We start from the raw sequence: 21,294 nt of genomic DNA, 5'->3' as shown, positions 1-21,294 counted from the left end.
CTGCACAACCGCTTAGTGCTCTTTTATTATTTAGGAGATTTTATCCCACTTGATCGTATTTTCTAAAATAAGAGCCAATATAATGCCCATAAGTAACCCATTACCCAGTAAAGAACTAAACATTGTTGGTAACGAATTTAGTACCGCAGCAGGGGCTGACATCAAAAAAATGCCAATAAAAATAGGTAATGCGAGGCGATAAATATTACGTGCATTCAGTTTCATATCCGCAAGAAATGAAAATGAAGAAAATAGCAGCGGCAAATAAGTCGCTAACATAACCGCGCTACCAATGGCTAACGGCAAAGAGCGGAAAAATTGAGTCAATACCGCAACGCCCCCCACGCATAAGAAAATAAGGCTACCAATCGTAAAAGAGATACGTGAACTGTCTTTTGTTTGAGTAATTAGACCAATTGATGAAACAAACGGTGAAAAAGGCACTACGCCTATCGGCGCTGCTAATATTGTTACAACTCCTGACATCATAAAACTACGCCGATATAAGGACTTAACGGGTAATGAATCGGGGTAAAATACATCCGTTCCTCGCATTGCTCCAAACGTATTTGATGTGTTTAATATCCCAGCCAAAATCGCTGTTATCACAATACTTATATTAATTTCATCGGAGCGGCCTAATGGAAATAGCCCCCATTCTCCTGATGAAACAGATGATATCGTGCTGCCAAATAACCCACTATAAGCAACCCACCCTGTGATTGTTCCTATTAGTAATGCATATTTACTAATATTCACGGGTAAATACACAATAATTCCTATCACAAATACCAGTACTGTGAGCGCCAAAAAGAATACAGGATAATTAACTGTAATATTTTCACTGCCAACACCAAAGGGTAGCCCTAACATCCCTTTTAAAAAAATAGTGACCAGCTGCGCGCCAAGTAAAAACATAAAGACCACCAGCACGCCTGGCTTAAACAAACCCGCTAACCAACCACCAAGACCGCTTAGGCCAATAAGAATAGTAATAATCCCAGACAGAAAAATCCCCATGGCCAAACTCCATCCAATCGTCTCAAGAGGAGTTCCTTGCATAGATTCTGACAAAGTTACGGTTAAAATTGTTGCCCACCACAACCCTGTTGGCCCCTCCATCACAGAGCGTTTATGGCCTATAAATGCCTGCAACAAGCAAGCCAAAGCTGTTAATAAAAAAGCATACTGAGTAATAACAAACGTGGTTTGTGGTGACAAATGAAAAGCAGACTGTAACGTCGGGGGAATAACAACCGTATTACAAAAGATAAAAAAGAACCATTGAAAGCCAGAAATAATATTATTTTTTGTAATAGCAATATTCCGCATTTTCATTCCTTACCGGTGATTATATATCTGACCAGATTAATGTTTATAACGGAAAATTTCTAATTTAAATCTAATTGTTATGATATTTATAAATCATCATTTATTCTTATTATGATAAAAAATAGCTTCATACGCTATTAATTCTCTATTTTTATTTTCATCCGACTAGTTGATAAAAATAAAGCGGGGGAAAATATTATTCCCGCTTTATTTATTACTTTTATTGCCGATATAAAAGTACGTAGTTACCGATAAAAATTATAGATAGGAAAGCGGCCAATGTTTAAAATATATATGTTTAGCTTGCCAATCCACTTTATCAATATTGTCAGCCAGTAAATGTTTTGCGACGGTAAATGCAAATTCAAAGCTTACACCAAGCCCTTTTGCACTAATAAATTTTCCATCAACAACAACATCTTGGTCAACATAGATACCATCATCAAATTTTTCAGCCAGCTTATCTCCTGTACTATAATGCCGTCCTTCCAGTAACCCATGAGCCGCTAACACCTTCGCACCTGAAGAACATAGCGCACAAATATACTTATCCTCATGTATGTGCCGACGAAGAAAATCAACTACTTTTTCATTCGCATACAAGCGGTCAGTTCCTTTTGGGCCCCCTGGCATCATGATGGCATCATAAGTATGGGATAACTTATCGACTAACAGATAATCTGCACTAATTTTAGTACCAAAATACGTATTTAAAACAAGCGTATCCATGCAAGACAGCACATCAACATGAATATCTAGCCGACGCATGATATCAATGAAAATGACCGCTTCTCCGTCCTCAAAGCCATCCGCGAGCAAAACAGCAACTTGTTTCATGACATTCCTTTTATTTTTAAAGAAATTTATTACGGATCATCCGCAATAAATTTGGTTTATACATCAAGTAAATCCAGATGATTTTTACTTGTTAAAGTGTTCCATCACTTTTGCAAACACGAATTTTATCCATCACCACCGCTTTCATCGCCGCCTTTCCGGGAACCAAGTAATGGCGTGGGTCGGTAGCCTCTGGGTTTTCAATGAAGTATTGCTTAATGGCATCAGAAAACGCAATTTTGAGTTCTGTCGCGACATTGACTTTACAAATTCCAAGGTCAATACAATGCCGTACATCCGCATCCGGGATCCCCGAAGCACCATGCAGAACTAACGGTAAGTCTGTTTTCTTACGGATGGCATCTAGCCTAACAAAATCCAAATGAGGCTCACTTTTGTACATACCGTGGGCGGTTCCGATGGCAACAGCTAAGGAATCAATACCCGTTCTTTGGATAAAAGTAATCGCGGCATCAGGATCGGTGAAAAGTGCATCTGCTGCATCGACAACTAAGTCATCTTCTTGCCCCCCTAAACGCCCAAGTTCCGCCTCAACCGTACAGTCCCACTGATGGCAAAAATCAACAACCCGTTTAACAATTTGAATATTTTCTTCAAACGGAAAATGAGAAGCATCAATCATTGCAGAACGTACACCCGCGGAGACTTTCTGGAAGATATCTGGGATATCTTCATGATGATCGAGATGCAAAGCCACGGGGAGTTTATAGCGCTCAGCGGCCTGCTGGCAGATTGCTATCAAATAGTCACTTCCTGCATAAGAAAAGGTACTCGGTGTGCCTGCTAAAATAACCGGAGATGCCATTTCTGCAGCAGTTTCCATAACAACTTGAATGGTTTCTAAATTATGAATATTAAATGCGGGAACTGCATAGCCTCCCAGTTGGGCTCTGTTCAACATATTACGGGTAGATACCAAGTACATAATCGCCTCTTACCTTTCGATTGATTTCGAACAATATTAAACGAAAGAAACAGAAAGGTAAAAGATCTAAATCACATTTCCATTCCTTTCGCACTGAAAGAAAATGAAAGGAAGATTAGAAGTAGTGAGTCATTTTAGAGCTATAACTTGTCACTCCTTTACGTAACAAGTTGTTTTTAGGTCGTTTTGATTGGCCTAGTAGCGTTTCAATTACTTTATGAGAGCATAATTGTTTCTCTAAGCGGCGCGTCAATGGGGATTGCTGTTTGAGGTAATCTTCACGAAATATCACGGTGACCTCTTGTGTTTCTTTCACACCAATGACCGTTACCGCAATTGATGGTATTTCGAAATGAAAGTCTGAGCTTTCAACTGGCAGTGGGCTACAAGGGCTATCCCAAAGTTGAATTCGATTACCACAATACAAAGCAATAATTACAGCACGTAATGACCAAAAACTACTCGCAGGACCACTGTAATTATCGACTAGGCGGGCATCATAGCTGAATAAACCTTGAGTTGGCGCTCCCGCTTTTAAGGCACCATGACCAATAAAATAACGCAAAGTACTTTCTAGTGCTTTTTTAGCCTCCCCCACACTCACAGCATCCCCACCTAAATCAACACCGGCTAATAAAGGCGCGGACACCGCGAGGCGATAACATGCACTGCGGCCAAAAAATGGAATCCCTTGCGGTGTCATAAAATAATGATAATGATGGTTAAACTGATTTAATGAACTACGAATGAATTCATCATCGAAGTGGGGGCAAATTTGGTTCAGCCAATATAATGAATAGTAAAAGCCCCATGCATTATAGTAATCAAAGTTACCTTTCGCGCCATCCCGAAACCAGCCATCACCCACGTAAAATTGTTTCACTCTTTCATACCGCCACATTGCAATGGTATCTCGACCTGTGAGAGCTCGGATCACAAATTGCACGGTAAGAGGGAAAAGGTGCCAGTTGTTATCAACGATATCGCAATGATTAACCTGTTCGAACCACTCAATAATGCGTTGTTGCTCAGAGTTATCCAATTTATCCCATACCCACTCACGACTCACCCAGAGAGTCAGCGCTAAATCTGCAGATTCACAAATTTTTTGGTCATAATTTTCAAGCCTTCCCCAATAGCCTTTATGAGCAGGGTCTGTACCATGTAAAAATGCATTTTTGATGATTTCAGAAAGGTCAATTGATGCTAAATTTAACCCATTCAATGTTGCTTTTTGGCTGTGAACTAGCCATGAAGCAAGTAAAGGCAGTACCCTACTAACCCCTTCTAGGGCATCTGTCCGCACCGTTTGCTGGCCTGGGCTGCCAGGATAGTATGCGTGAGAGTAACCCCATGTTTGATAATGAACAAAAGCTTCCGTGGTATAGCGCACTAATAATTCGCAAAGAACTGAAAGTGGTTGATTTTCATCTTGAAAGGCTTTGATGATGTGGCTATCGTTACATTGATAGGCTGACTTTCTCATTAACCTTCTAATGATATTTTCTTTGAATAGTTTTTGATAAATTTTTATATCTGGGTGTTCATAAGGCAGCTTTGGGCGTTCAGTCGGCGTTGTCATACGTATTTCTCTATGATGAAACAGGCGCATCCTTGCGCGCAGATTAGAACAAAAGTTTGTATTTATTTTGCTGATTCAATCAGGACTTGGTAACGGTCTTGTCCCCATACGACAGGTTTTGGTTTATCTTTAATCCATTGATAATAAGCAGATTTCAACTCTTTTACTTTTTCTGGGTATTGAGCTGCTAAATTATTCGATTCGGCTGGATTTTGTTTATCATTGAATAATTGGAGCTGGTTAGAACCATCATCATAAAAATAAAGCGCCCATTCCCCATCACGGATAGCCCATGAGCCTTTCGATAGTTTTTCTAAATTAGGGTTATTTGGAATTTCTTTGCGTTGATAAGTGATCCATTCATGGTAGCCATGCCAAAAATCTTGGTTTTCTTCGCTGTAATGTTTCGTCCCTGGACCTGTCCAATACAGATAATCATGTGGTGACTTTTCTGTTTTACCCGTTAATAGTGGCATAATATTTTTGCCTTCTACTTTCATGCTATCGGGTATGGTGATCCCTGCGCTTTGTAATGCGGTTGGTAAGATATCAATCGCTGAAACCATCGCATCACTGTGTTTACCCGCAGGAATATGCCCTGGCCAATAAACAACAAATGGAACACGTACACCACCATTAAACATTTGCCCTTTAAAGCCTTTATCCATCGCATTCATTGGCATTGGCGACTCATGCACCGCACCATTGTCAGAAATAAAGAAAATTAGCGTATTATCTAATTCACCATTTTCCTTTAGTGTATTGATAATTTTACCAATTCCCTCATCGGCCGCATTTAGCGCAGCAAAATATTTATCGGCTTCAACATTACCCGTATTGAATTTATCCATGTATTTCGCTGGAGAAGCTTCTTCTAACGGAATGTGCGGCACGCTATATGAAAGATTGATAAAAAAAGGTTTGTCTTTGTGCCCATCAATGAAATTAATGGCTTCATCCGTTAACAAATGCGTGGTATAGCCAGGAGCTGGCACATTTTCACCATTTCGCCACATTGCGGGGGAGTTCCAAAGTGCCGCCCCTGATGCATAGAAACTATATGCATAATCGAAACCTCTTTCATGAGGTGCGAAACCTGGCTCCGGTGTCGAAATCATATTATCGTGATAATCGCGCGTTTGCTTTTCTGGTGCAATTTTAGGTTTTTTCAATACCTTCGCATTATGCCATTTTCCAATACTGGCGGTGGCATAGCCATTTTCTTGGAATAATGCGGGTAATAGTTTGATATCTTGAGGAATACCTAACATCGCATCATTGTTACTGTAAGTACCAAAACTTGCAGGAGAGCGCCCAGTAAAAATACCCGCTCGTGATGGGCCACAAACAGGATGAGCCACAAATGCATTGGTCATCTTAATCCCGCCTGCAGCCATATCCGAAACATATGGCATTGCTGCTCTTGCTGCTTCCACCATCTTATTAATATCACCTTGATAACGTTGTGGTGATGGGCGCTGCGCAAGCTCTTTGACATCAAGGCTATCAAGCACAAAATCGAGCTGCCCTGTTCCTAAGTCATCCATAACAATCAGTAAAACATTCGGCTTTTCCGGTGTGCCTCCTGCATTCGCTGCAATGGGAGGCACTAAGCTGCTTGCGGCTATCAGCCCAGCTAATAGGCTTTTCTTCATAGAAGGTAATCTCACAAAAATATCTCCAGATAATATGATTATTGCTTGTAAGCACGCTGTATTGCGCCAAGTGCATCACTGGCTAAAGCACCACCCGATATCGCTTGACGCATTAACTGCATACCTAAAGCGGTATGATGAAAAATTTTTTTATATGAACGACATAAATAGTTATGGCGATATTTTTCACCTTCTATCGCCGTGATCCGGTGCTTAGGGCAACCACCATAACAAAGGCTTTGAACCTCACAGCGCTGGCAAAGATTAGTTAGCTTGTCATATTTATTTTGCCCAAAACGGACTTGCTGCTTAGAAGAAACAATACGGGAAAGGGAGTGTTGTTGTACGTTACCCAACCGATTTGCAGGGTACACATAGTGGTCACAGGAATAGACATCCCCATTAGATTCAATAATCAGTGCTTGCCCACACGTTTTAGATTGCACACAGGTTGATGCGGGATAGCCCATCCAAGTTCCTAATAAGCTATCAAATAGACGTATGTAAATTTTGCCAATGTCTCCTTGATGGATCCATTCATCAAAAATATCAGCCATAAACTGCCCATACCCCTCCGCGGGTACTGAAAATGGCGCCATCACCGCATTTGGTCCAGGGGCATAATGACCACCTTGGGTTTGTGGAAAGCGCCTATCCACCTCAACAATAGGGATAAACTGAAAGAAAGAGGAACCCAATGCTTTCAAAGCTCGATACGTTTCTTTTCCTTTTTGCCAATTTTGGTCATTAACTACGGTTAGGGTATTAAATTCAACACCGTATTCAATCAAGAGCTGAATGGCTTTCTTCACACGCTCAAAAGTTGGGTTGCCATTAACGGAAATTCGATATTTATCATGAACTGCTTCTAAACCATCAATAGATACACCGATTAAAAAATGATGATCTGCAAAAAACTGCGCCCATTGCCGATTAATCGCTATCGCATTAGTTTGCACACTGTTTGTGATGGTTTTTCCTTGGGCATATTGCTTTTGATATTTTACAACCCGCTCAAAGAATTCGAGCCCTGCAAGTGTTGGCTCACCACCTTGCCATGAAAAATCGACCTGCTCACCTGCATGGGACTGGATATAGTCTTTGATATAACGACGTAGCACGTTATCAGGCATAACGTCATGTTGGTCTTGCGCAGGTTGCTCGTGAAACACATTTTCTTTTTCCAGATAAAAACAGTATTCGCATTTAATATTGCAGCGATAACTCGTGGGTTTCGCCATCATATGAAAGTAAGTGGGTTGGTTTGCAGGCATTTAAATTAATCCGAAACAGTCAGGTTATTTTTATAGCATTACCCAAAACACGAAAAATCAAAAGAGATTGAAATCACAAAACGGCAAAATGAAAGAATTTGAAAGAAAGTAGTTTGAGTTAGAACAATTGAAGAGAGTATAAATAACATACAGTAAACCGCTGACTTTTGTTTTTGATTTAAAGAAACTTCTCTTCCTTTCGAAATTTAAATATCACCTTCACACTTTATGTCGATTTTTGAGCTTATATTCCGCGAATTTTTTGCAAATATTGCTAATATTTATGCAAAACACCGAGTTTGCTCAGTAAAAGTACAATTATTGATACTTTATTGATTGGATACTTTCTTATTCGAAGATATGATATTTAAAATTTGAAAATATCCGTAAGCAAACAACATACAAATCGAAACTTTGTGAAAGAGATCAAAAGTTTTGTTTTTTTTCGTTGTCGGTATTTTTTAGCGTAGTAAACTTAATTCGAAATCAAATGAAAGAAAATCATTTGATTTCGTAAGGAGATGAAAGTGAAAGCGGCTGTTGAAAGGCGCATGGAAATCCTCGACATGATTAACCAACAAGGTAAAGCACGGGTCGAAGATTTAGCCGAAATATTTAAAGTTTCAAGTGTCACCATCCGTAGCGATTTAAGCTTTCTTGAAAAAAATGGTTATGTGGTCCGCTCCCATGGGGCAGCAATTCCAAATACTGGGTTTATTGCTGAACTAAGCATTCACGAAAAACGGGGACAGAATGCGGGCACAAAAACATTAATAGGGAAAGCAGCCGCCGCGCTCATTAATGATGGCGACACGATCATTTTAGACTCGGGGACAACGACACGAGAAATTGCGACACACTTAAAGTCGCGGGATAACGTCGTTGTCATGACTAACGGTTTAGATGTCGCAATGGAGTTAGCAACAGCCGCAGGCGTTGATGTACTAATGACTGGCGGCGCATTGCGCAAAAATGCTTTATCGTTTTCTGGCTCACAAGCAGAAAATAGCCTCAGAAATTATCGTTTTGACAAGGTTTTTCTTGGGGTTGATGGTTTCGATTTACGCGTTGGTATCACGACACACAATGAACAGGAAGCTAGCCTTAACCGGTTAATGTGTGAAATCTCGGAAACAGTTATTGCGGTTGCTGATTCTACGAAATTTGGTAAGCGCAGTTGTCATATGATCCGTGAATTCGCTGATATTGATGTTTTGGTGACAGACTCTGGGATCCCTGATGAATATGTCCAAGAGTTGAAAAACCATAAAATTGAAGTAATCATCGTCGATAAAGAGCAATAATTCGCTAACTCCATTAACAATACAACCGTGTTGATTGTGGAGTTAGTATTAATGCATCCTTTAGAAAAGATTGTTCAGCAAAATAAACTTGGTAAACAGAATGGTATTTATTCTGTTTGCTCAGCCCACCCATTTGTTATTGAAGCTTCATTGCATCAAGCGCTGGATGATGATTCCTTTCTTTTAATTGAAGCCACATCAAATCAAGTTGACCAATTTGGTGGCTATACGGGTATGACTCCGGCTGATTTTTTCAATTATGTGATTGAAAAAGCAGAAAAAATCAATTTCCCTCTGAATAAGTTAATTCTTGGTGGTGACCATTTAGGCCCAAATCGTTGGCAAGGGCTTAAGGCCGCTGATGCCATGGATAATGCCGATGTTCTGATTGAACATTACGTTGCCGCAGGGTTCAAAAAAATCCACCTTGACTGTAGTATGTCCTGCGCAGATGACCCCGTTCCACTCTCGGATGAAATCGTTGCACAACGTGCCGCCCGACTCGCTGTTATTGCAGAAAAAACCGCCAAAGAAAAATTTGGTTACAGCGATATCGTGTATGTTATTGGTACTGAAGTCCCCGTACCAGGTGGAGCAACTGAAGCGCTTGAAGGCGTTGAAATCACAGCCCCACAAGCCGCGAGAAAAACCTTAGACTGCCATGCGAAAGCGTTCGAAAAAGCAGGTGTCGGTGACTGTTGGGCACGTGTTATTGGCCTCGTCGTTCAACCGGGTGTGGAATTTGATCATACTGGTATTATTGATTATCAACCCGAAAAAGCACAAGCATTAAGTCAAGTAGTTGATGATTACCCTCATCTCGTTTTTGAAGCACACTCAACCGATTACCAAACACCTAATGCTTATAAGCAGCTCGTTCAAGACCACTTTGCCATTTTAAAAGTTGGTCCGGCTTTAACATTTGCTATGCGAGAAGCCCTCTATTCTCTATGTGAAATTGAGAATGAAATGTTCCCGGCAGAACAGTGTTCTCACTTAAAAGAGAAAATGGAACAGTTGATGTGTCGTGAGCCCGAATTTTGGCAAAAATACTACCATGGTAATGCCCAGCAGCAAGCTTTTGCTCGCGTTTATAGCTTTAGTGACCGTATTCGTTATTACTGGCCTGATAAAGAAATTAACCAAGCCATAGAAATACTGATGGCTAACTTATCTTCAAAACCAATCCCGTTACCACTTTTAAGCCAATACATGCCGCATCAATTCAAACAATTAAGAGAAGGCATGCTCGATGGCTCAGCGAAATCCTTTATTTTTGCAAAAATTCGCGACGTACTTTCGGTATATGCCGATGCATGTAAATTTAGTCACTGAGGTTTGACATGGAATATTTAAGCTATCAAACACCCGAGCTCGAAAAGCTAAACGCATTCTGGACAGCAAAAGAAATTGAGCAACAACCTGAATGCTGGGAAAAAACAAACCAGCTAATACAAGAGCAACGTACTGAAATTGATACATTTTTAGCTAAAGTGCTTCAGGCATCGGACGCACGCATTATCATGACGGGTGCTGGAACATCGGCTTTCGCTGGCCGCGCTCTTGCCCCCGTTCTCACCGGTCATTTAAAACGCCGAGTGGATGCCATTGCCACCACGGATTTAGTCGCTGATCCAAAAGAATATTTAGCGGAAGACGTACCAACGTTACTAATTTCTTTTGCTCGCTCAGGCAATAGCCCCGAAAGTGTTGCCGCCCTCGATGTGGCAGAAAAATGCCTCACTCAATGTTACCACTTAGTTTTAACCTGTAACGAGCAAGGACAGCTATATCGTTATTGCCAAAATAATACCAATGCATTAGCCATTTTAATGCCTGAAGAGTCAAATGACCGTTCATTAGCCATGACTTCAAGCTTTTCATCCATGATGATGGCGGCACTGTGTATTTTCTTAACAGAATCCTTCTATTTAAACGAAATTAAACCTTATTTCTACGATTATCACGACATTTTTACTCAATTTAACCACCGTATCCGGGAAGAATACGCGGGTAAATTTAAACGAGTCATTTATTTAGGTAGTGGTGGCCTACAAGGTCTTGCACAAGAAGCCGCTCTAAAAATGTTGGAATTAACAGCTGGTAAGGTCGTTGCTAACTTCGACACACCGTTAGGCTTTCGCCATGGACCGAAATCTATCGTCAATAAGGAAACGTTAATCGTGCTGTTTCTGTCAAACGATAAATATACTAGACAGTATGAAACTGACTTATTAAGAGAGGTAATTCACGATAATGCTTCAGCAAAAGTGATCGCGGTCACCTCCTCTTCCGATGACACACAAATAGAGGAAAGTTTTGTTTATATTAAAAAAATGGAGCAATGCTCAGACTCAGCCCTATTTTTCCCTTATTTAATGTTAGCGCAGGCCTTTGCATTCCATAGTTCCATTGCACTGGGGAATACACCGGATAACCCATCTCCAACCGGAGAAATTAATCGAGTTGTTCAAGGTGTCACTATTTACCCGTTCTCATATCAAGAAGATGGCGTCATGCCTTCTTAATGATAAATATAGCTAATAATAAGAGAGCAATTATATGCACGCACCAAATATTGTCTGGACCCGAATCGATGAGCGTTTATTACATGGGCAAATTCGAATCACTTGGGGTAAACACACTGAAGCAAATTTAATTCTTGTCGCTAATGATGATGCTGCGGATGGCCCTAATGCTGCTTTTATGCAAGCAGGAATGAAAGCCTCCGCGGGTGGAGAATATGCCGTCCGATTTTTCTCTATCGAAAAAACTATCGATGTCATTCACAAAGCGTCTCCTCGTCAAAAAATCTTTATTCTTTGCAATAACCCAACAGATGTTGCCCGCCTTGTCGAAGGCGGCGTTCCTATCACTCACTGTAATGTTGGCAATATGCACTTCCATGAAGGAAAACGCCAAATTACCAAAACAGTGTCTGTGGATGAGCGCGACTTAGAAGCATTTCGTCGGCTTGTCGACAAAGGAGTCGCTTGCACGATTCAAAATACTCCCGATCAAACCCCCGTTAATGTTCTTACTCTCGCATCAGCATAAGCATAAGCAGATTGAGATAACAACTTAACACTAAGGCGTTTAAGGAAAACTATTATGATTTATGAAGCTTCTCTTGTGGCTTTATGGGCCTTCTTTTGCGGTATAGATAAGTATGACGTTGCACTCAATATCCACCGCCCACTGATCACAGGGCCTGTTGTCGGCCTGATTATGGGTGATATGCAAGTCGGTTTAATTGCGGGTGCAACATTAGAATTAGCTTGGCTTGGGCTTGTTCCAAATGCAGGAGCTCAGCCACCTGATGTTACTTTAGGCACTATCGCCGCCGTTGCATTTGCCATTATGACTAATCAATCACCAGCGGTAGCGATGGGGATTGGTATGCCAATTGCCGTTCTCATGCAAATGATCATTATCGGCTTTTTTGCTATTACCGCGTTCACCATGGGTAAAGCTGACCGCTACGCTGAAAAAGCCGATGCGGCGGGGATCTCTCGGTTATTAGTCGCCACAATTACCGTTCGTTCTTTACTCTACGCGATCGTCGCCTTTGTAACGGTTTACTTCGGTGAACACGCAGCACAGTGGATTGATGAAAATACACCAAAAGTGCTCCTCGAAGGCTTAGGTATTGGGGCGAAAATGGTTCCAGCAATTGGCTTCGCGATGTTGTTGAAAATTATGTGGTCAAAAGAAGTGGCGGGTGTGTTCTTTGTTGGTTTCGTTATGACCACTTATCTCAAACTGCCAATTATGGCAGTAGCAATACTCGGCGCATCTGCGGCGGCTCTGTATTACTTCTTCAGCGGTAACAACAACAAGAATAACTCACAACAAAATGAGGATTTTGAAGATGGTATCTGATAACAAAACAACAGTAGAAACAAAAAACTTACCTGTGGAATCCTACGTTGATGGCGTTGATGAATATCAAGATACCACTGTCCGCAAAGTCATCACAAAAGGCGATCTATGGCGCTGTGCTTTTCGTGGGCTATTTATGGAAGGTAACTTTAACTTTGAACGTATGCAAGGAGGTGGCTTTGCATTCTCCATCATCCCAGCCCTACGCAAAATTCATGGTAATAACAAACGCGATTATGCAACCGCACTGAAAAATCACTTACAGTTTTTCAATGCGAGTCCAAAATTATTTACTTTCTTACTTGGTACTGCCGTTGCCATGGAAGAAAACAAAGAGAAACCTTCTACGGTCAACGTCATGAAAGTGGCAGGCATGGGCCCAACAGGTGGAATTGGCGATGCTATCGACCATATGACACTGATGCCACTGACTTTAGCATTAGGTGCATCTATCGCAATGGAAGGCTCAATTGCCGGCCCATTCGTTTTCTTCTTTTTGTACCAAATTGTTCACTTTTTTGTCTATTTCGGTTTGATGTTCATGGGATATCGTGCAGGTACTGCAGCGATGGTTAACATGAGCGATGCAACAGAAAAACTCGCTAAAGCCGCCAACATCATGGGGATTTTTGTCATCGGGGCGCTTTCCGCCACCTTCATAAAAGTACAAACCACCGCTGCTGTCGAGGTGGGTGGCAAAGTGGTCGAACTACAAACCGCCTTGTTTGACAAAATCATGCCTAACTTACTCCCTCTGTGTCTTGTCTTTTTGATGTTCAAAATGGTGAAAGGGACAGGCTTTTGGGCAAAACCGCCAGTACTTATCTTCTCTGTCTTAGCCTTCGGTGTTATTGGCCATGTACTTGGTGTGATGTAACAAAATCGTATTAAATTGTTTTTAGGTGGGTAGCCAAGTTACCCACCAGCAAGGAGTTATAAATGATTGGTTTGATTGTTTCTGGGCACATTAATTTTGCGAGCGGTATGGCTTCCGCCGTCAAAGCCATCGCAGGTGAACAGGAAAATATGGTGTTTATTGATTTTGTTGAAACCCTTTCTCCCGACGAATTGGAACAACAAATGCGAGCAGCAATGGACGCCATGAATTGTGAACAAGTACTTTTTCTTACCGACCTTCCTGGTGGAACCCCTTGTAACCGCGCTATGGCAATTATGATGGAAGATAAATCCGTTGAAGTTTTAGCTGGAGTTAATTTGCCGATGATCGTCAATGCGGCATTGGAACGTGAAGGCGTTGATGCGAAAGAACTTCTTTCTATCTTACAGGATATTGGTACTAGCAGTATCCAAGACCTACGTCAGCAGCTGGCTATGATATCAGAGCCTGAATTTGAAGAAGATGGCCTATGAAACAGCAATACGCCATTTTAGCGGATCGCACCTTTACTCCTGAAGGAATTCGCTATCAGCAGTATGTTCGAGTGTGCAACGGTGTTATACAGGAAATTACGGATACTGCTCCCGAATACTGCCCTGTTATCCGTCTTGAAGACCGCTCCTTACTGCCGGGGTTTGTTGATATCCATATTCATGGGCGTGCTGGTGCAGATGTCATGGATGCAAGCCAACAAGGGTTGCAAACCATTGCTGATGCATTAGTCAAAACCGGCGTTGTGGCTTGGGTGGGAACCACCGTCACCGCACCAATGAATGATATTAAACGCGCACTCACCCAAGTGTGTGAATTTATCACCAAGCCGCAAACATCAGGAGCCCAATTAGTCGGCAGTTTTTTAGAAGGCCCTTACTTCACTGAACGTCATCGAGGCTCACATCCTGTTAAGTACTTAAAATCGCCGACCATTCATGAATTAGAAGACCTTATGCAATGTGCTAATCACACACTTTTGCGTGTTGCAGTTGCACCTGAAGCTGAAGGCGCCATTGAGGCTATTGATTGGTTAGTACAACACGGTATTAAAACCAGTGTTGCACATACCGCCGCCGATTTCATGCAAACCAGTCTTGCATTTTCCCAAGGAGCAGATTGTGGTGTGCATCTTTATAACGGGATGACCGGTTTACACCATAGAGAACCCGGTTGCTGTGGCGCAGTGTTGTACCACGATGTTCTTGCGGAACTGATTGCCGATGGCATTCATGTTCATCCCGTCATGATGCAGCTAGCGTATCGAATGAAAGGTTATCAGCGGCTCGCTTTAATCACAGATTGTATGCGAGCTGGCGGCCTACCAGATGGTGATTATGCCCTTGGGGCACAAACGGTAAAAGTCACGCAAGGGCAAGCTCGCACAGCCGATGGCTCTCTTGCGGGCAGTACATGTAGCCTTGATAACGCATTGCGCAATATGGTGCAACTCGCTCATGTTCCTGAGTGGGAAGCTGTACAAATGGCCACATCGGTCCCCGCTCAATACCTTGGAATTGATGACCAATTTGGCTACATCCGAGTTGGGGCTCAAGCTAATTTTGCCGTTGTTGATAATAATTTTTATCTAACAGACACATTCATCAGAGGTGAACACGTTCACTCTGTATTCGGGGATACCGACCATTAAGGTTGGTTACCTATCAGTAAATCATGAGGTATTTATAATGGAAATTCGTCAACCAATTCACAGCGAGCATGCAAAAACACTTGATACTGAAGGCTTACGCAAACAGTTCCTGATCGAGAACTTGTTCCGTGAAGGGGAAATGAATCTCACTTATAGCCATATCGACCGCATCATTGTGGGCGGCATTGTTCCAACACAAAAGCCACTCGCTCTTATGGCAGGAAAAGCATTAGGCGTTGAGTTCTTTCTTGAGCGTCGAGAACTGGGTGCAATTAATATTGGGGGGGCTGGTCAAGTTATCGTTGACAGCGAAACTTATGATATCGCACCAAAAGAAGCTATTTATATTGGTATGGGTGCTAAATCTGTCGAGTTTATCAGTAACGATGCCATTACCCCTGCACGTTTTTACATGAACAGTGCTCCTGCACACCATACCTATCCAACACGCAAAATTACTATCGAACAAGCTTCACCAGAAAAATTGGGTAATGTTGAAAATTGTAACGTTCGAACCATTTATAAATTCTTACACCCATCTATTTTACCAACCTGCCAATTATCAATGGGCATGACAGTACTCGAACCCGGTAGCTTATGGAATACCATGCCATGCCATACCCATGAGCGCCGTATGGAAGTGTATCTGTATTTCAATATGCAAGAAGACAACGTTGTTTTCCATTATATGGGTGAGCCTTCGGAAACCCGCCATATTGTTGTTCGTAATGAACAAGCCGTCATTAGTCCAAGCTGGTCTATTCACTCAGGAGTGGGAACCGCGGCTTATACATTTATATGGGGAATGGTTGGGGAAAACCAGGTATTCCACGATATGGACCATGTCGCGATGAAAGATCTGAAATAACCTTTTATCTTTTTAACATAATAAAAAACGATGTGGCAGTACTGCCACATCGTAAGTGAGGCACAGATGAACTTATTTGATTTAACAGGAAAAGTTGCGATTGTCACTGGATGTAATACCGGTTTAGGTCAAGGGATGGCAATTGGTTTAGCCCAAGCAGGCGCGGATATTGTCGGGGTTGGTATTCAAGATGCCCCTGAAACACGTACTCAAGTTGAAGCTTTAGGCCGTAAATTTCACTATATTATCATGAATTTAATGGAACAAGACGGGTTACAAACTTTAGTTGATGATGCGGTATCCGCTATGGGCCATGTTGATATCCTTGTCAATAATGCGGGTATTATTCGCCGTGAAGACTTATTAGAGTTTAGTGAAAAAGATTGGGACGATGTGATTAATATTAATCAAAAAACCTTATTCTTTTTATCTCAACGTGTTGCACGCCAATTCGTGAAGCAAGGTAATGGCGGGAAAATTATTAATATTGCATCAATGCTTTCATTCCAAGGTGGTATTCGGGTTCCATCTTACACAGCAAGCAAGTCAGCTGTCATGGGGCTCACTCGTGCTCTTGCTACTGAGCTTTCCCAATACAACATTAATGTGAATGCAATCGCCCCAGGTTACATGGCAACAGACAACACAGCAGCACTACGCGCAGATGCAGACCGCAACGCGGCTATCTTAGAGCGCATTCCTGCAGGTCGTTGGGGAACACCTGAGGATTTAGCAGGACCAGCCATCTTTTTAGCCTCCAAAGCAAGCGACTATATTAATGGTTATACCATTGCTGTTGATGGTGGCTGGTTAGCTCGCTAATCCATCAGGAGAAAATAATGGAACAATCATCATTACCAAAACCATTACAACGTAATACGGTTTTAGATGATATGAAACGAGTTTATCGTTATCAATCAAAAAACCAAGTACGCAGTGTACTTCGTCGTAGTGGCAAAACCCGTTTTATCAAAGATACAGACTGGGAACGTGGTGTTCTGTGGTCTTGTGTTGCTGCTGCATGGCAAGCAACACAGGATAACGAATATCTCGCTGGTGTATTGGATTACACATTACATACAGGATTTCGTACAGGGCCTAACCCGCGTTTTGCCGATGACCACGTCTGCACCCAAGCCTATTTAGCTGTGAGTTCACAATTTGATCATCCAGAAGTCCTTGAACCCACTATTAACGCATTCAACCTTATGTTAGCAGAGCCAAAACCAGGTCGAGAGGACTGGTGGTGGTGTGATGCACTTTTCATGGCCCCTCCAGCTTTTGCTGCATTATCAACTAAAATGAATGACGGTCGCTATTTCGATTACATGCATACCGCTTATTGGGATGCGATAGAACATTTGCGTGATCCTGAAACTGGCTTAATTTATCGCGATTATCGTTATATTCCTGATGGTAAAGGTGGTGAATTGCGTGAAAAAAATGGTGAAAAAGTATTTTGGAGTCGAGGCATTGGTTGGGTCATTGCGTCGATCCCTCGTATCTTACAATCTTTACCTAATGATTTCCCTGCCCGCCAGCAATATGTAAATTTATTTACGGAGCTAATGGAAACTGTCATTCAATACCAGCAAGAAGATGGCTTCTGGCGTACCAGTTTACTTGACCCGCAAAGCTTCCCCGCTCCCGAAAGTAGCGCCACCGCATTATTTTGCTATGGCTTAGCATGGGGATTAAACCAAGGTTTACTGGAAGAAATGCGTTATCTGCCTTTACTCGAAAAATCATGGCGTGCACTACAAAACTGTATTCACCCTAATGGCATGTTAGGTTGGGTGCAGCTTCCGGCGTTCAATCCACGAGATGTCAAGTATGAACATAATATGGATTATGGGGCAGGAGCCTATTTGTTAGCAGCAAGTGAAGTTATTCAACTCAAAATTTAATTCATTACAACCCGATTTACCATTGCTCAAGTTGTCATTTCATTACTTTCTTTTTGGCCAGTTTATTGGCCATTTTTCTTGCTTTTTTTCCGTATTTATTCATCCCTTCACTTTAAAAATAGGCAATAAAAAAACCCACGATGATTCGTGGGTCAGGCTGCCGACAAACATATTGTGTTTGGCGGCAAGTCTAATAGGTTTTGAAAATAAACTAGGAAAATCAATTTATTGATTTTCAGCTGATAATACAAAGCGGGAAAAACCACGCTTTTATCCCGCTTTGTCAACAACCTCACCCGCGATGATTCGTGGGTATATTTAATAAAAAACGATATTACCAAGTATATTGAATACCTACACGGAAACGTGTTTGGCGGTCACTTGAAAACCTATTTTCTTTCACATTACCCACTTCAACAAATGGGCGCCATAAAGCACCATCATCCGCTTTAATGTCATAACGAAGGCGAACGTTGTGTTGATAATCGAATTTCTTATCATTATAAAGAGGTTGAGCGTTGTCAGCCATTTCCCACATTAAATCTAACTGATATTGCAGGTCTAAGTTACCCCATTTGTAACCTATCCAGCTATCAAACTCCTGGATTTTAGAATGGTAATTACTGCCGTTTTCCCCAGCTTGACCATAATCCCATACTTTCCATTTATAACGGCCTTGCAAACGAATACCATTATCGAATGTATAATTTAAACGGACATAAGGCACATAAACTAAACCTAATTTATCAAAATCAAGAGAAGCACCGATAAGTCCCACTAAATTTGGGTTCAACTTTGTATAATAAAAAGCTGAAAATTCTGAACCATCAATTTTCATTGCATCATAGGCACCATCTTTATTCCCATAACGTGCATCGAGTTCAAATCCAATATTTTTTCCTGTATCCAAGAAAGCTTTAATTCTATCTCCACTTTTCCCTGATGCATCTAAATATTGGTGACGGTATTCAATTGTTGTTTTATAGTTATTTGCGAGAGCAGATTGTGATGAAATTGCAAATAACACTGCACTAGCAATAATTAATCTTTTCATTATCTTTATTCCAAAGCTGTGTGCTATTTAAGCACGAGGATAGTGATTCCCTGTTTTATTAGAGAATAATATTTTCATTATTTTTAGTTATTACCGCCTAATTAATTAGGCGGCAAAAAATAATTTATTTAACTTCACACGCTGAGACTTTCTTATTTAATTTATTTGTTGTTGCCGTAATAAACTCTGTTGGTCTCCAAGAATCACCGGTTTTTTCTAACCACGGTATGAGCTCATCTTTAATTAATTTATCAATAATTGGCTTGTTTTCATCTGCCACATTTTTCATTTGATAAGGGTCATTCACATTATCATAAAGCGTATATTTCAGTGGCTGTCCATCTTGGCGATCAATAACCAGTGTATGAGTTTTCGTTCTCACACCGCGTTTACCAAACGAAGGTTCACCATACGGAATGAATAAGTAAAGTTGAGAATTGGCAACATCCCCCTCACCAGTAACCACTCGCTCAGCTAAATTACTTCCTTCAACTGAGCCGGGAATCCATTGCTCTAATCCTAATAAACCTAGAATCGTTGGGTAGATATCCGGTGCTGACATTAATGCATCATCTTGCCCCGGTTTAATTTTACCCGGTAACCGAAACATCATCGGAACACGCATTGATTCATCATAAGGGTTATTTTTTGTCGGCTGCCCATTTGCACCAAGACAACTACCATGATCAGAGAAGAAAACGACCAATGTATTATCAGCAAGTCCCTGTTTTTCAAGTTCATCAACGATACGCCCAAATTGTTCATCGACGCCGTTTACCATCGCCAGATATTCTTTAAAATATTGAGGACCATAACCTTCTTGGTATTCCACATCCCATTTAACGTTTGGGCGAGTATTTAACTCTTGCGAGGTTTTCCCTTTATAGACATCAAGATATTTTTGTGGGACTTGGTCATACGGTGAATGCGGAGGGTTCATTGAAACAACCAGCGCAAATGGCTTAGTATTATCACGGTATTGTCCATTTTTATTCTGTAAGAATTTTATGGCCATATCCGCTTCGTGCTCTGGTCCCCATTGGTCGATATAAATAGGTTTTTCTCGTGGTGTATTATTGGCCCAATACATCGGTTTCATATGCAAATCATATGTGCCATAGGAGTACCAAAAATCAAAGCCATGGCGGCGGTTTGGTGCTGCCCATTCATTCCAATAACGCCCTTCCATCGGATTGTTATAGCTTTCAATGAAAGGTGCATATGGCGCATCCAAATGCCATTTACCAATATAACCCGTGCTGTAATCCAATGATTTCAAAACATCAGACCAACAATTAGCGTAAGGTGATAAATCAATCCCTACCTTCCCACCATAATCGTGTGCGTTGCCTGTAATACCGTTACGTACAGGATATTGCCCAGTCATAAACATGCCACGAAATGGAGAACATAGTGGGTAATTGGATGCCATTTGTGTCATGACTTTTGATTGTTTGGCAAACTTATTTAAATTAGGGGTAATTGACGGGTCTTCTCCCATAAATTGTAACGCATGGGCACGCATCTCATCGGGGAATACTATCAATAAGTTAGGGGAGTTATCGGGCCGATAAGGCTTAATATTTGAAGGTTTTCCATCACTGGCTAAAATGGGACTAGAAACCGACATTGCTGCACCGCTGGCTGCTAATCCTTTTATAAAGGTTCTGCGCGAAACAGTCATTGCTTCATCCTCTTTTTGTTTACGTTTTCTTTCGTTTTTGGTTAATACATATTATTTATACTTTTACATAAGATCAAAAAGTAAGTGATCGAAAATACCAAAATTCAAGTAGAGATCACAAAAAGTAAGCAATTCATCGAAAACAAGTCGATTACCTCACAGTAAAAAAATGATGACAACTTAGCAAAAACAACCATAATCAAATGATTTTTGATAAAAATAAACAATTCAGAGATACTGAGCACAAAAGTAGAATTTTGCTTTGAAATTACATAGCAAGTGGTAGTTAAACAATCGACATTAAATTTTCATTTACTTTCGAAGAAGGATGGATAGAGGCAATGTGAAACAATACAAAAAAATTTTGTATCACTATCCTATAAAAATCAACCAATATAAGGGGCATTATAAAATTTATTCAATTATCTA

General features: G+C 41.1%; 19 protein-coding genes. 11 read left to right on the top strand and 8 right to left on the bottom strand.

Annotated features, from left to right (window positions below; all coding sequences use genetic code 11):
• Positions 1–30: 30 nt before the first annotated feature.
• The 6 genes from FVA69_RS01795 to FVA69_RS01770 form a co-directional block, all read right to left on the bottom strand.
• The gene (locus FVA69_RS01795; protein ID WP_004265869.1) at positions 31–1,332 is read right to left on the bottom strand and encodes a uracil/xanthine transporter; all 1,302 of its coding nucleotides are present in this window, start codon (positions 1,330–1,332) and stop codon (positions 31–33) included.
• 258 nt (positions 1,333–1,590) lie between these two features.
• Entirely contained in the window at positions 1,591–2,169 is a 579-nt protein-coding gene (locus FVA69_RS01790; protein WP_164528307.1) for a DJ-1/PfpI family protein, read from the bottom strand.
• A gap of 91 nt (positions 2,170–2,260) precedes the next feature.
• Entirely contained in the window at positions 2,261–3,115 is an 855-nt protein-coding gene (locus tag FVA69_RS01785; RefSeq protein ID WP_164528306.1) for a tagatose bisphosphate family class II aldolase, read from the bottom strand.
• A gap of 115 nt (positions 3,116–3,230) precedes the next feature.
• Positions 3,231–4,697: a DUF2264 domain-containing protein gene (locus tag FVA69_RS01780; protein ID WP_117163050.1), complete on the bottom strand. Its 1,467-nt coding sequence runs from the start codon at positions 4,695–4,697 to the stop codon at positions 3,231–3,233.
• 62 nt (positions 4,698–4,759) lie between these two features.
• A complete protein-coding gene (locus tag FVA69_RS01775; protein ID WP_164528305.1) occupies positions 4,760–6,367 on the bottom strand; it encodes a sulfatase family protein in 1,608 nt (535 codons plus the stop codon).
• A 23-nt stretch (positions 6,368–6,390) separates the two neighbouring features.
• Positions 6,391–7,626, bottom strand: coding sequence for an anaerobic sulfatase maturase (locus FVA69_RS01770; RefSeq protein WP_123381794.1), 1,236 nt, complete (start codon positions 7,624–7,626; stop codon positions 6,391–6,393).
• 527 nt (positions 7,627–8,153) lie between these two features.
• On the opposite strand from FVA69_RS01770, the gene agaR reads away from it, so the two are divergent.
• From agaR to FVA69_RS01715, 11 genes are all read left to right on the top strand, one after another.
• Positions 8,154–8,930, top strand: a complete 777-nt coding sequence (gene agaR, locus FVA69_RS01765) for a transcriptional repressor AgaR (protein ID WP_115166442.1) — start codon at positions 8,154–8,156, stop codon at positions 8,928–8,930.
• A gap of 51 nt (positions 8,931–8,981) precedes the next feature.
• Positions 8,982–10,265: a tagatose-bisphosphate aldolase subunit KbaZ gene (kbaZ, locus tag FVA69_RS01760; RefSeq protein ID WP_123381793.1), complete on the top strand. Its 1,284-nt coding sequence runs from the start codon at positions 8,982–8,984 to the stop codon at positions 10,263–10,265.
• 8 nt (positions 10,266–10,273) lie between these two features.
• Complete coding sequence (locus FVA69_RS01755; protein ID WP_115166440.1) at positions 10,274–11,458, top strand: SIS domain-containing protein; 1,185 nt, start codon at positions 10,274–10,276, stop codon at positions 11,456–11,458.
• A 34-nt stretch (positions 11,459–11,492) separates the two neighbouring features.
• Positions 11,493–11,987 carry a PTS N-acetylgalactosamine transporter subunit IIB gene (gene agaV / locus FVA69_RS01750; RefSeq protein ID WP_115166439.1) on the top strand — a complete coding sequence of 165 codons (495 nt, stop codon included), beginning with the start codon at positions 11,493–11,495 and terminating at the stop codon, positions 11,985–11,987.
• A 54-nt stretch (positions 11,988–12,041) separates the two neighbouring features.
• Positions 12,042–12,812 (top strand): PTS N-acetylgalactosamine transporter subunit IIC, encoded by a 771-nt coding sequence (gene agaW, locus FVA69_RS01745; RefSeq protein ID WP_004264436.1) that lies wholly within the window; start codon positions 12,042–12,044, stop codon positions 12,810–12,812.
• Complete coding sequence (locus FVA69_RS01740) at positions 12,802–13,689, top strand: PTS system mannose/fructose/sorbose family transporter subunit IID (protein ID WP_117163054.1); 888 nt, start codon at positions 12,802–12,804, stop codon at positions 13,687–13,689. The genes agaW and FVA69_RS01740 overlap by 11 nt, the downstream gene beginning before the upstream one ends.
• Positions 13,690–13,751: 62 nt before the next feature.
• Entirely contained in the window at positions 13,752–14,183 is a 432-nt protein-coding gene (agaF, locus tag FVA69_RS01735; protein ID WP_115166437.1) for a PTS galactosamine/N-acetylgalactosamine transporter subunit IIA, read from the top strand.
• Positions 14,180–15,352 carry an N-acetylglucosamine-6-phosphate deacetylase gene (gene nagA / locus FVA69_RS01730; protein WP_164528304.1) on the top strand — a complete coding sequence of 391 codons (1,173 nt, stop codon included), beginning with the start codon at positions 14,180–14,182 and terminating at the stop codon, positions 15,350–15,352. Before agaF ends, nagA begins: the two co-directional genes overlap by 4 nt.
• 37 nt (positions 15,353–15,389) lie before the next feature.
• Positions 15,390–16,220, top strand: coding sequence for a 5-dehydro-4-deoxy-D-glucuronate isomerase (gene kduI / locus FVA69_RS01725; RefSeq protein WP_117163057.1), 831 nt, complete (start codon positions 15,390–15,392; stop codon positions 16,218–16,220).
• A 66-nt stretch (positions 16,221–16,286) separates the two neighbouring features.
• Positions 16,287–17,042: a 2-dehydro-3-deoxy-D-gluconate 5-dehydrogenase KduD gene (kduD, locus tag FVA69_RS01720; protein WP_115166435.1), complete on the top strand. Its 756-nt coding sequence runs from the start codon at positions 16,287–16,289 to the stop codon at positions 17,040–17,042.
• A 17-nt stretch (positions 17,043–17,059) separates the two neighbouring features.
• Positions 17,060–18,127: a glycoside hydrolase family 88/105 protein gene (locus FVA69_RS01715; RefSeq protein WP_115166434.1), complete on the top strand. Its 1,068-nt coding sequence runs from the start codon at positions 17,060–17,062 to the stop codon at positions 18,125–18,127.
• 334 nt (positions 18,128–18,461) lie between these two features.
• Here FVA69_RS01715 and FVA69_RS01710 read toward each other — a convergent pair whose 3' ends face one another.
• Together FVA69_RS01710 and FVA69_RS01705 are read right to left on the bottom strand one after the other, a co-directional pair.
• On the bottom strand, positions 18,462–19,181 hold the full coding sequence (locus FVA69_RS01710) for an oligogalacturonate-specific porin KdgM family protein (RefSeq protein WP_117163059.1): 720 nt from the start codon (positions 19,179–19,181) through the stop codon (positions 18,462–18,464).
• 124 nt (positions 19,182–19,305) lie between these two features.
• Positions 19,306–20,865: a sulfatase-like hydrolase/transferase gene (locus FVA69_RS01705; protein ID WP_115166431.1), complete on the bottom strand. Its 1,560-nt coding sequence runs from the start codon at positions 20,863–20,865 to the stop codon at positions 19,306–19,308.
• Positions 20,866–21,294 lie beyond the last annotated feature (429 nt).

The sequence above is a fragment of the Providencia sp. PROV004 genome (genome assembly GCF_011045615.1).
GTDB classification, from domain to species: domain Bacteria; phylum Pseudomonadota; class Gammaproteobacteria; order Enterobacterales; family Enterobacteriaceae; genus Providencia; species Providencia rettgeri.
This window is presented reverse-complemented; position numbering and strand designations above follow the sequence as displayed.